The 13,242-nt window shown below is 67.1% G+C and carries 3 protein-coding genes; all 3 read left to right on the top strand.

Translation table 11 applies throughout. From position 1 onward, the window contains the following. Window positions 1-190 precede the first annotated feature (190 nt). On the top strand, window positions 191-997 hold the full coding sequence (locus WCE59_RS07375) for a thioredoxin fold domain-containing protein (RefSeq protein ID WP_343258097.1): 807 nt from the start codon (window positions 191-193) through the stop codon (window positions 995-997). Window positions 998-1,247: 250 nt separating this feature from the next. Next, a complete protein-coding gene (gene purL, locus WCE59_RS07370) occupies window positions 1,248-5,144 on the top strand; it encodes a phosphoribosylformylglycinamidine synthase (protein ID WP_343258096.1) in 3,897 nt (1,298 codons plus the stop codon). 592 nt (window positions 5,145-5,736) lie between these two features. Further along, entirely contained in the window at window positions 5,737-13,227 is a 7,491-nt protein-coding gene (locus WCE59_RS07365) for an ESPR-type extended signal peptide-containing protein (protein ID WP_343258094.1), read from the top strand. Window positions 13,228-13,242: the final 15 nt, after the last annotated feature.

The following is a 13,242-nucleotide window of genomic DNA, read 5'->3' as shown; positions in this document are numbered from 1 at the left end:
GGTATTCGGTTCGTGGTGATAGCGGCGAAGTATGGTTCGCGGGGCGTCGGGGACGTAGCCCCGACCTACGGTGACGGGGATGCGGGTCGGTGGGGTGTGGTTCAACCGGGCACCACTCAGCCGCCGGTGGGGATGGGCATGGAATAATGCCCGATCCGTCATCCGCCCCAGCTTCGAGGTCGCCGTCTGTATGAAGTCCTATCTGTTGTTTGGTCTGCTCTGCGCTTTCAGCCTGTCAGCCTGTGCGCAGGCGCCGGATCCGGAGGCGGAAGGTGCGGATGCGATCCCGGTAACGCCGGCGCTGGACTCGCCCCGGGTGGAGGCTGAGCCGGGCACGCCGAAGGCGCGCGCGCTGGAGGCGATCGCCCAGGTCAATCCGCAGATACAGGTGGACAGCGTGGAGCCGGCGCCGATTGACGGCTACCAGGAAGTGGTGGTCGGCGGCCAGGTGGTGTACGTAAGCAACGACGGGCGCTACCTGATCCAGGGCAGCGTGTATGACGTAGAGGCGCGTCGCGACCTGAGTCAGGACGGTCTGGCCAAGGTGCGCAAGGAGCTGATGAAGCTGTCGCCGGTGGAAGAGCGGCTGGTATTCGCCCCGGAAAACCCGCGCTACACGGTGGCGGTGTTCACCGATGTGGAATGCGGCTACTGCCGCCGCCTGCATCAGGAGATCGACGAGTACAACCGGCTCGGGATCGCGGTGCAGTACCTGGCCTTCCCGCGCATGGGGCTGGAAAGCGAGGACTACCAGAAGATGGTGTCGGTGTGGTGCGCGGATGATCCGAAGCAGGCCATGACCGACGCCAAGAATGGCAAGCGCGTGGCGTCGGCCACCTGCGACAACCCGGTGGCGGAGCAGTGGGAGCTGGGCCAGCGCGTGGGCCTGCAGGGCACGCCGCTGATCGTGACCGAGGACGGCATGCAGATGCCGGGCTACATGCCGCCAGCGGCGCTGCGCGACGCGCTGGATCAGATGGCGGCCGGCACGCCCTGACTTTCGGGGTGCCGGGGTGGCACACCTTTTGGGTGTGACGCCCGTTGTTGTAGGAGCGCGTCATACGCGCGAAGCCGCGTGAATCCTGGCGTCGGAATGGGGTTTCGGCTGGAACGCGGTCACCGACGCCTCGCGGCGCGGCCAAAATTCACGCGGTTTCGCGCGCACGGCGCGCTCCTACGAGGGCGGCGCGTCGTTTGGGGCGGGGCGGTCCGGTACAATGGCGGGCCGCCTTTTCAGTGTGTTGGACATGATCGTCCTTGAGGGGCAGCCCGCCCTGTCGCCGTTCCGGCTTGAGCGCCTGCAGGCGCGTTTGAAACTGTTCCCTTCGGCTCCCCGCGTGGTGGGGGCCTGGCATGTGTATTGGATCCAGCCGCAGCCAGGCGTGGAGCCGGATGTGGACGCGCTGACGCGGATCCTGCAGGCCGGCACCGGGGCCGAGTCGCTGCCGGACGGTGCGGTATCGCGCTTCGTAGCGCCGAGGCTGGGCACCATTTCGCCGTGGGCCAGCAAGACCAGCGAGCTGCTGGACCACGCCGGGATTGATGTGAAGCGGGTCGAGCGCGGCACGCGCCTGGATATCGCCGGCTGGCCGGAGAACGCGGCCGAAGCCGCGGCGCTGGAGCGGCTGCTGCACGATCCGATGACCCAGTCGCTGCTGGCGGCCCACGACGAGGCCGATGCGCTGTTCCGCACGCCCGGGCGCGGTGAGCTGGAGCGCATTGCGCTGGCGGACCTGGAAGAGGCCAATGCCCGCCTGGGCCTGGCGCTGGCGGAAGACGAGATCGAGTACCTGCGCGACCGGTTCGGCTTGCTGGGCCGCGATCCGTCCGACGTCGAGCTGATGATGTTCGCCCAGGCGAATTCGGAACATTGCCGCCACAAGATTTTCAACGCCAGCTGGACGGTGGACGGCGAGGATCAGCCCAATTCGCTGTTCCGCATGATCCGCAACACCCACGCGGCCACGCCCCAGCACACCCTGACTGCCTACAGCGACAACGCGGCGGTGGTGGAAGGCTACGAGGCGCGCCGCTTCCGCCCGGATCCGGTCAGCGCCGAATATCGCGCCGAGCCGCTCACCGGCAGCGCGTTCTGCATCAAGGTGGAAACCCACAACCATCCGACCGCCATCTCGCCTTATGCGGGTGCGGCGACCGGCGTGGGCGGGGAGATTCGCGATGAAGGCGCCACCGGGCGCGGCGGGCGGCCCAAGGCCGGTCTGGCCGGGTATTCGGTATCGCACCTGCGCATTCCGACCCTGCCGCAGCCGTGGGAGCAGCCGCGCGCGCTGAATCCGCGCATGGCCCCGGCGCTGGAAATCATGATTGACGGCCCGCTGGGTGCGGCCGCGTTTGGCAACGAGTTCGGGCGTCCGAACCTGGTGGGCTATTTCCGCAGTTTCGAGCTGCCGGTGGACACGCAGTTCGCCTGGGCCTACGACAAGCCGATCATGCTGGCTGGCGGGCTGGGCGCGGTGGATCGCATCCTGGTGGAGAAGAAGCGCCTGTCGCCGGGCGATCTGGTGATCGTGCTGGGCGGGCCGGCGATGCTGATTGGCCTCGGCGGCGGTGCGGCCAGCTCGGTGGCCGGCGGCACCAGCGACGAATCGGTCGATTTCGCCAGCGTGCAGCGCGACAACCCGGAAATGGAGCGCCGCTGCCAGGAAGTGATCGACCGCTGCGTGGCGCTGGGTGAAGACAGCCCGATCCTCACGATTCATGACGTGGGCGCGGGCGGGCTGTCGAACGCGATTCCAGAGCTGCTGCACGATTCGGACGTGGGCGGGGTGATCGACCTGGACCAGGTGCCCAGCGACGATCCGTCGCTGTCGCCGATGCAGCTGTGGTGCAACGAATCCCAGGAACGCTATGTGCTCGGGATCGCGCCGGAACGGCTGGAAGAATTCACTGCGCTGTGCGAGCGCGAGCGCTGCCCGTTCGCGGTGGTCGGTACCGCCACGGCCGAAGAACACCTGACCGTCGGCTACGGCGCCTCGGTGGATCCGGTGTCGGACGATGCCACGCAAGCCGGCCGTCCCCACCCGATCGACCTGCCGATGGACGTGCTGTTCGGCAAGGCGCCCAAGGTGCATCGCGACGAGTCGCGACCGGCGCCTTCGCGCTTCCCGGCGCTCAACACCAAGCTCATCGACCTGCATGAAGCCGGGCTGCGCGTGCTCGCGCACCCGACCGTGGCTTCCAAGAGTTTCCTGATCACCATCGGCGACCGCACCGTAGGCGGGCTGACCGCGCGCGACCAGATGGTGGGGCCGTGGCAGCTGCCGGTGGCGGACTGCGCGATCACCCTGTCCGATTACGAGGGCAATGCCGGCGAAGCGATGGCGCTCGGCGAGCGCACGCCGCTGGCGTTGATCGACCCCGAGGCCGCTGCACGCATGGCGGTGGGCGAGGCGATCACCAACCTGTGCGCGGCGCCGCTGGAAGGGCTGGAGCGGGTCAAGCTGTCGGCTAACTGGATGGCGGCTGCCGGTCATGAAGGCGAGGGCGCGCGCCTGTTCGATGCGGTCAGGGCGGTGGGCATGGAGCTGTGCCCGACGCTGGACCTGAGCATCCCGGTGGGCAAGGACTCGCTGTCGATGCAGGCCGGCTGGCAGCACGAGGGCGAGGATCATTCCTCGGTCTCGCCGGTGTCGCTGGTGGTGACCGCGTTCGCGCCGGTGCGCGATGTGTCGGCGCAGCTGACCCCGCTGCTGTCGCCGCGCATGGATACCGAGCTGTGGCTGCTGGGCCTGGGCGGCGGGCGCCAGCGCCTGGGCGGATCGGTGCTGTCGCAGTGCCATGGCGCGTTCGGCGGTGCTTGCCCGGATCTGGATGAACCCCAGCGCCTGCGTGCGCTGTTCGAACTGCTGCGCGACGCGCGCGAAGATGGTTTGCTGCTGGCCTACCACGACCGTTCCGACGGCGGCGCATTCGCCACGCTGTGCGAGATGGCGTTTGTCTCGCGTCGCGGCCTGGATATCGACCTGGACGACTGGGGCGACGACCGCAGCGAAGATGTGTTCCGCACCCTGTTCAACGAGGAACTGGGCGCGGTGGTGCAGATCGCTACCGAGCACCGGGCCGAGTTTGCCGATCTGGTAGCCCGCCACGGGCTTGTGGAATGTGCGCAGCGCATTGCCCGACCGACTTCGGCCCCTTCCATCCGCGTGCTGGGTGACGACCAGGTGGTGGTGGAGTGGAGCTGGCAGGAGCTGTTTGACGCGTGGTGGTCGGTAAGCCATGCGCTGCAGCGGCTGCGCGACAACCCCGAATCCGCCGATGCCGAGCGTGAGGCGCGGCGTGGTTTCAACGCACCTGGACTGCAGCCGGTGCTGACGTTCGACCCGGCCGAAGGCCAGGCGCCGGCAGTGACCGGCGTGGCCAGGCCGAAGGTGGCGATCCTGCGCGAGCAGGGGGTGAACGGCCAGATCGAGATGGCCGCGGGCTTCGATCGCGCCGGCTTTGCCGCGGTGGATGTACACATGAGCGACCTGCTGGAAGGGCGGGTTGCGCTGGACGACTTCAAGGGCCTGGTGGCCTGCGGCGGCTTCAGCTACGGCGACGTGCTGGGCGCCGGCCGCGGCTGGGCTACCTCGATCCTGGAAAACCCGGCGGTGCGCGAGGCGTTTGAAGCCTACTTCACCCGCCCGGATACGTTCTCCCTGGGCGTGTGCAACGGCTGCCAGATGATGTCGCAACTGCGCGAAATCATCCCCGGCGCGGGCAATTGGCCGATGTTCCAGCGCAATCGCAGCGAGCAGTTCGAAGCCCGCCTGGCGATGGTGGAACTGCTGGAATCCCCTTCGGTGCTCCTGTCCGGCATGGCCGGATCGCGTGTCCCAGTGGTGGTCTCGCACGGCGAAGGCCGGGCCGAATACCTCTCCGCAGCGGATCGCGCCGCGTCCCGCGTGGGCCTGCGCTACGTGGAAGGCGACGGCGCCCCGGCGGTGTCGTACCCGGCTGACCCCAACGGCTCCACCGATGCGGTGGCTGGTCTGTGCAGCGAAGACGGCCGCGCCACGATCATGATGCCGCACCCCGAGCGCACCCTGCGCAGCGCCAATTTCAGCTGGCACCCCGCCGACTGGCCCGACCAGTCGCCTTGGATGCGGGTGTTCCACAATGCCCGCCGCTGGGTGGGTTGAGTGATCGCGCGCTGACGCGCTGCGATTGAGGTCGAGGAACTGGAACGCCGGGGCTGAACCCCCGGCGTTTTTTATTTCCGTTTGCTTTTTTGGACGCTTCCCAGGTGTTGCTGACCTGGAGGATGGACCGTGCGCGGGTACTTTTCTGACTGATTCATGGGTTGGGTTCGCGGGCGGTTGCGCGAAAGCCGGGATTCGGGGCGTGGAACAGGTTGTTAAATTTCAGTTATTGATCTGTGCGCGCAGGAGAGTTTTTTCCTCTCGGGCACGTGTCAGCGCCGTTCTGTGGATGCGTGAGCCCCGTCACGCTGTGAAACAACCGTCGTCGTTTCATGTCGCAGTGCGACAAAGCTTGACCTTTCCAGTCACGGTGCCGTAAGAAGTTGGTCAGGGAGTGTTCATTGAGGGGCTTTACTTGGAACGGTCAAGTGTGAACAGCGCAGCGCACTGCGCGGATAGCCCCGGGGCGGTGATCTTCCCGCTCCCCTTTCCCTGAAGACATTACATCGGGCCTGCGCCGTCTGTCACTGACGGCCGCGGGCCTTTCTTTTTTCTCTTTTCAATCGCCATCGAACGCAAGGGGTCGCAGTCCATGAATCGCATCTACCGCAAGGTCTGGAACAAGTCGCTGGGTCAACTGGTTGTCGCTTCGGAGCTGGCCACGGGCGACAGCCCCGGCACCCGCGGCGAAGGTGGCAGTGGCGCGCTGCAGCCACGGCTGCTCGCTATCGCGATGAGTGCCCTGCTGTTTGGCCTCTCGGCCCCGCTCGCGCTGGCGCAGTCGGTGGAAGTGGGCGGCAACATCGAGTGCACCGTTGAAGATCAGAACGGCCCGGCGACGGCCGAGTGCGCGGTGGCCGGTTCGGCCAGCGCCACCGGAATTGACGCGGTGGCCATTGGTGCCTACGCGGAAGCCGCTGGGGACTTTGCAACGGCAGTGGGTGGTGAGGCTCTTGCGTCGGGATACAACAGCACGGCGCTGGGCAACTACAGCACGGCCTTTGGCGTCGACAGCGTGGCGTTGGGGTCCGACAGCTTCGCGAGCGCCGACTACAGCACCGCAGTGGGCGTGGCGAGCGAGGCCACCGGGTACGGCAGTACCGCGCTTGGTGGGGTGCTTAACGATTTCTCCGCCGAGGCAACCGGCCTGGCCGCGACCGCACTGGGCGCCGGTTCCGGTGCTACCAATGACCTGACGACGGCGGCAGGTGCGCTGTCCTGGGCCGACGGGGAAGGTTCGACCGCGCTTGGCTTCAACGCCTACGCGGCTGCCGACGGCAGCGTTGCGCTGGGCATGGAGTCGGTTGCAAACAGGGCCAACAGCGTCTCCGTAGGCGATGCCGGATCCGAGCGCCAGATCACCAACGTGGCCGCTGGCACCGAGGGCACCGATGCGGTGAATCTGGACCAGCTGGAAGAGGCGACGGCGGACAGCCGCTACTTCACCGCCAACGGCGATGGTGAGGCGTACGTGCTGGGCGCGGACGCCACTGCGGCAGGTTCGGATGCCTATGCCGAGGGTGACTATTCGACTGCCATCGGTTCGGCGAGCAGCGCTCAGGGACAGGGTGCTTCCGCGATCGGCAGCAGCGCCATGGCCGAAGCGGACTATTCGACCGCCACCGGCTACGGCGCCACTGCGCAGGGCATCAACAGCGCCGCGTATGGTGCCGGCGCGCAGGCGATGGGGCCGGGCAGCGTTGCGGTGGGCGGAAACGCGGTAACCGAAAACGGTGATCCGCTGATCAACGGTCCGGACGGCCCGATTGATACCGGTGCCACCAGTGCCGGGCTGGGCGCCACGGCAGTGGGCGCCAGCGCCAACGCCGATGGCTTTGCCTCATCGGCCTTCGGTGTGGGGGCCCATGCACCGGGCGAGCAGGCGGTCGCCGTGGGTGCGGTCGCCAACGGAATCGGCGATTTTTCGACGTCGGTGGGTACGCAGAGTGCCGCAGTCGGTACCAGCAGCGTGGCGGTGGGCGGACCTGCAGATCTGCTTCCCGGGTTGGGCTTCTTCGTTGATACGCAGGCGCTGGGTGAAAATTCTTCGGCATTTGGCGCGGGCGCCATCGCGGGTGGCGACGCCAGCGTTTCCGTGGGCTTTCTCTCCGAAGCGGGCGCGGACGGCAGCACGGCAGTCGGCAACTGGGCCTATTCCAGTGGCGTGAATTCCTCGGCCATTGGTGGTGAGTCCTGGGCCTCGGGCGTCGAGAGCACCGCCGTGGGCTATTACAGCACCGCGTTTGGTGAGGGCAGCCTTGCAGTGGGTTCGAATGCTGAGGCTTCGGGCGATCTTTCGGTCGTCCTGGGTGCCTATGGCGTAGCCGACGGTTTTGGCGCGACGGCGGTTGGTGCGGAGAGCGTGGCGGTCGGCGATCTGGCCGTGGCGTTCGGTGGAGCGGCTGAAGCTTTCGCTGATTTCTCCACCGCGATCGGCGGCTTCTCCACCGCTGCCGGCTACAACAGCACGGCGCTGGGCAACTTCGCCCAGGCGCTGGCAGACAACAGCGTGGCGCTGGGTTCGGATTCGGTGGCCGACCGTGACAACACGGTGTCCGTCGGTTCGGTTGGCGAGGAACGCCAGATCACTAATGTGGCTGACGGTACCGAGGGCACAGATGCGGTGAATTTGGGCCAGCTGGAAGAGGCGACGGCTTACAACCAGTACTTCCGTGCTACGGGCGAGGGTGAGGCCTACGTGTACGGCGAGGACGCCACCGCGGCCGGCTCCAATGCCATGGCGGAAGGTGACTACGCGACTGCGATCGGCGCGTCCAGCGATGCCTATGGAATGGGCGCGTCGGCGTTCGGCAGTGGCGCCATGGCGCAGGCCGAGAATGCGACGGCGGTGGGCTTTGATGCGAATGCCTGGGGACAGAACAGTGCCGCCTTCGGTGCCGGCGCGCAGGCAGATGGTGCGGCCAGCGTGGCGGTCGGCGGAAATGCGGTGAACGACAATGGGGATCCCCTGCTGGTCGATGGCAGCGGCAATCCGATCGAGACCAGCGCCACCAGTGCCGGGGTAGGCGGAACCGCGGTCGGCGCCAGTGCCGAGGCTTCGGGCTTCGCATCGACGGCGACCGGCGTGGGTGCCTACGCGGGCGGTGACCAGTCGTCGGCATTCGGCGCGGTGTCCAATGCGATCGGTGATTACTCGACCGCGATCGGCACGATGAGCGCAGCCGTCGGGACTGCCAGCATTGCAATTGGTGAGTCGAGCGTTGCCGGCGGCGAGGAGAGCATTGCCATCGGTGGCGCAGCATTCGGGTTCTTTACGACCGAGGCGCTCGGTGACGGAGCCACCGCGCTTGGTGCGGGTTCCTGGGCAACCGGGGATCAGTCCACGTCCCTGGGCTGGATGAGCAGCGCCGATGGTCAGAACTCCACGGTTGTGGGTGCTTCATCGTGGGCCGAGGCCGACAATTCGACCGTGGTGGGTTATGGCGCGAATGCAGCCGGAGAAAACAGCGTTGCGCTGGGTGCCGGCTCCATGGCCAGCCGTGACAACACGGTGTCCGTGGGTTGGACCGGCAACGAGCGCCAGATCACCAATGTGGCGGCGGGTACAGAGGGCACCGATGCGGTGAACCTGGACCAGCTCAACGCTGTTGCCGAGGTGGCTGACAACACCAGCAAGTACTTCACGGCGACCGGCAGTGAAAACAGCGATGCCGGTGCATACGCGGACGGTGATGACGCGACCGCCGCAGGCGAGGCCAGCAGCGCGTTTGGCGATGGTGCATCGGCTTACGGCGGCGGTGCCATGGCGCTCAATGATGGCGCCACGGCGATCGGTTACAACACAATGGCCGATGGCATGAATTCGGTGGCGCTTGGCGCGTACGCCCAGGCATACGGCGAATCCAGCGTGGCGGTGGGCGATGGTGCGCAGGCCAATGAAATCGGCGCCACTGCGACCGGCGCGGGTGCGATCGCCGACAACGGCTACAGCACCGCCACGGGTGCCGAGGCGGTGGCTTCGGGCGGGCAGTCGACGGCTACGGGCTTCCGCTCCGAGGCCAGCGACGATGCGGCCGCGGCTTACGGTGGCTACAGCGTGGCCTCGGCATTCGGCGCCTCGGCGCTCGGCTACGGCGCCAACGCAACGAGCGACGGTGCGACGGCGGTGGGTTTTGGTTCCAACGCCAGCGGCGAGTCTTCGGTCGCCGTGGGTGAAGGTTCCAATGCCAGCGGCTACAACAGCGTGGCGGTGGGTGGTTCGAGCTTCCTCGGCCTGCTGCCGACCGAGGCCACGGGCGACTACGCCACCGCGGTTGGCGCCGCGTCTTATGCGCCGGGCTACAACAGCACGGCGCTGGGTGCCTGGTCGATGGCATCGGGCTATGAATCCGTAGCAGTGGGTGCGGATGCCTACGCCACGGCGGACAACTCGGTGGCGCTGGGTGTGGGCTCGGAGGCTGATCGCGAGGGCACCGTATCGGTGGGCTCGGTGGGCAACGAGCGCCAGATCACCAACGTGGCCGATGGCACCGAGGCGACCGACGCAGTGAACCTGGGCCAGCTGGAAGAGGCGACCGCCTACAACCAGTATTTCCGTGCAACCGGCGAGGGCGAGGCGTACGTATACGGCGAGGATGCGACCGCAGCCGGTTCCGATGCCATGGCTGACGGTGACTACGCCACGGCGATGGGTGCCAGCGCCGATGCCTGGGGCACGGGTGCGACTGCTCTGGGCAGCGGCACGCAGGCCTGGGGCCAGTACGCCACGGCGTCCGGCTTCGACGCGGTCGCGGAGGGAGATTCTTCCACCGCAGTAGGTGGCCTGCTGTACTTCGAAGATCCGAACACCGGTGAGATCCTGCTCGATCAGGCCACGACGGCGGGTGAAGTGGGAGCGTCGGCGTTCGGCGCGGGTGCGCAGGCACTGGGCGCGTTCAGCACCGCCACCGGCGCGGGTTCGATTGCCGAGGGCGTGCAGTCCACCTCAGTGGGCTATTCGGCCAACGCGGGCATGGACTATTCGACCGCGGTGGGTGCGTTCAGCGCGGTGACCGGGACGTACGGCACGGCGGTGGGCTACGGCAGCGATGCCAGCGGCGACTACGGCCTGGCGGTGGGTGGCATTGCCGACTACGGCGACCTGCTGATCGGGCTGCCGGGCTTCATCCTGCAGACCACGGAAGCCAGCGGCACGGCCTCGACCGCGCTGGGCAACGGCGCCTGGGCGACGGCAACAGGAGCCACTTCGGTGGGTACGCTGGCGGAGGCGACGGGCGTGCAGTCAACCGCGCTGGGTACGCTGGCCGCGGCGGATTCCGACGGTGGGAGTGCGCTGGGCAGCGGCAGCTATGCCGCGGCGCTGGATTCCACTGCGGTGGGCTTCCTGGCCTACGCGGATGCGGAGAACAGTGTTGCCCTGGGTGCGAACTCCTACGCTGACCGTGCCAATACGGTGTCCGTCGGAGACGTGGGGGCCGAGCGCCAGATCACCAACGTGGCCGCCGGTACCGAGGGCACCGACGCGGTAAACCTGGACCAGCTGGGAGAGGCAACCGCCTACAACCAGTACTTCAGGGCGACCGGAGAAGGCGAGGCCTACGTGTCTGGTGAGGACGCGACAGCGGCCGGGTCGGACGCCTATGCCGATGGGGACTACGCGACTGCGATCGGTGCGTCCAGCGATGCCTATGGAATGGGCGCGTCGGCGTTCGGTAGTGGTGCCATGGCGCAGGCCGAGAACGCGACGGCGGTGGGCTTCAATGCGAATGCCTGGGGGCAGAACAGTGCCGCCTTTGGTGCCGGTGCGCAGGCAGATGGTGCCGCCAGCGTGGCGGTCGGTGGAAACGCGGTCAACGATAACGGGGATCCCCTGCTGGTCGATGGCAGCGGCAATCCGATCGAGACCAGTGCTACCAGTGCCGGGGTAGGCGGAACCGCAGTCGGCGCCAGTGCCGAGGCTTCGGGCTTTGCATCAACGGCGACCGGCGTGGGTGCCTACGCGGGCGGTGATCAGTCGTCGGCATTCGGCGCGGTGTCCAATGCGATCGGTGATTACTCGACCGCGATCGGCACGATGAGCGCAGCCGTCGGGACCGCCAGCATTGCAATTGGTGAGTCGAGCGTTGCCGGCGGCGAGGAGAGCATTGCCATCGGCGGCGCAGCGTTCGGGTTCTTTACGACCGAGGCGCTCGGTGACGGAGCCACCGCGCTTGGCGCGGGTTCCTGGGCAACCGGGGATCAGTCCACGTCTTTGGGCTGGATGAGCAGCGCCGATGGTCAGAACTCCACGGTTGTGGGTGCTTCATCGTGGGCCGAGGCCGACAATTCGACCGTGGTGGGTTATGGCGCGAATGCAGCCGGAGAAAACAGCGTTGCGCTGGGTGCCGGCTCCATGGCCAGCCGTGACAACACGGTGTCCGTGGGTTGGACCGACAACGAGCGCCAGATCACCAACGTGGCGGCGGGTACCGAGGGCACCGATGCGGTGAACCTGGAGCAGATGCAGGGTGCCATCGCATCGGTGGATGCCGAAGGCAACCGCTTCTTCGCAGCAACAGCGGATGAGAATGAGGTGGGAGTCGGCGCGGTTGCCGATGGTTTCAATGCCACCGCTGCAGGTGAGCAGGCGATGGCGGCAGGCTACGGCTCCGTTGCGCTGGGTGCTCATGCGCAGGCCACAGCCGACAACAGCGTGGCACTGGGTGCTTCTTCTCTTGCCGACCGTGCCAACAGCGTGTCCGTTGGTCATGTGGGTGGTGAGCGCCAGATCACCAACGTTGCGGCAGGGACCGAGGATAGCGATGCGGTGAACATGGGCCAGCTGGCTGAAACCAACGAACAGGTTGCGCAGGTCGGTGAGCGGGTGGATGTGGTCGAAGGCCGGGTGGACGACCTGGACGATCGCATCGGTGACGTTGCGGGAGTGGCAGCCAACGCCATTGCCTATGACGATGACTCGCGCGCAGTGGCCACGCTGGCCGGTGAGAACGGCACCCGTCTGACCAATCTGGCGGCGGGTGGGATCAACGCCAACAGCACCGACGCGGTGACCGGTGGCCAGGTGTATGCCTCCATGAACTCGGTCGCGACTGCCTTTGGCGGCAACACCGTGGTCGATGCCAGCGGCCGCCTGATCGGCACCGTGTTCTCGGTGCAGGGCAGCTACTACGGCAACGTCGGTGACGCGCTGGCTGCACTGGATACACATATCGGCATGCTCGATTCACGTCTGGACGATGTGGAAGGCGTGACGGCGGGTGGCCAGGGCACCAACAAGCGCGTTGCCGTTGGCGGGAGTGCCAACGGTGGTGACGACGCGGCAATCGCCGAGGGCACCAATGCGGTAGCAGCCGGTTCCGGTGCCAACGCTGGCGGGCCCAACGCTATTGCCATCGGCGGTGATGCTTACGCACATGGCGCGAACGACATCGCGATCGGTGGAAACTCCTACGTGGGAGCTGACGGCAGCACCGCGGTGGGTGCCAATACCACCATCACCGCCGACGCCACCAACGCGGTTGCGGTGGGTGAGGGCGCCAGCGTCAGTGCGGCTTCGGGTACGGCGATCGGCCAGGGCGCTTCGGTCACGGCAGAAGGTGCGGTGGCCCTGGGTCAGGGTTCCGTGGCCGACCGTGCCAATACAGTGTCCGTGGGCAGCGCGGGTGGTGAACGCCAGATCGTCAACGTTGCGGCAGGTACCGCGGCCACCGATGCGGCCAACGTCGGTCAGGTGACCGCAAGCGTGGCCGAGGCCAAGGCGTATACCGACAACACGGCAACCCAGACCTTGAGCTCTGCCAATGCCTACACCGATCAGCGGATGTCAGTGTGGAACGACAACTTTGACGCGTTCCGCGGCGATGTCGAGCGCCGGTTCCATGACGTGGACCGCCGCATGGACCGCCAGGGCGCCATGGGCGCGGCGATGCTGAACATGGCCACCAGCGCCGCCGGCATCCGCACCCAGAACCGCGTGGGCGTGGGCGTGGGTTTCCAGGGGGGAGAAAGTGCGCTGTCGGTGGGCTATCAGCGTGCGCTCAGCGAGCGCGCAACGATCACCGTCGGCGGTGCGTTCAGTGGTGACGAGAAGTCGGTAGGCGTGGGTGCCGGCTTCGGCTGGTGATCAACCGAAGCCGGA

Source organism: Luteimonas qiangzhengi, from assembly GCF_039548515.1.
Lineage (GTDB): Bacteria > Pseudomonadota > Gammaproteobacteria > Xanthomonadales > Xanthomonadaceae > Luteimonas.
The sequence above is the reverse complement of the archived record's forward strand: the minus strand, read 5'-3'. Positions and strand labels throughout refer to the sequence as shown.

Excerpts from the sequence above, each read along its gene's own strand:
- WCE59_RS07365 (WP_343258094.1), top strand. The coding sequence starts at position 5,737 with ATGAATCGCATCTACCGCAAGGTCTGGAACAAGTCGCTGGGTCAACTG.
- purL (WP_343258096.1), top strand. The coding sequence starts at position 1,248 with ATGATCGTCCTTGAGGGGCAGCCCGCCCTGTCGCCGTTCCGGCTTGAG.
- WCE59_RS07375 (WP_343258097.1), top strand. The coding sequence starts at position 191 with ATGAAGTCCTATCTGTTGTTTGGTCTGCTCTGCGCTTTCAGCCTGTCA.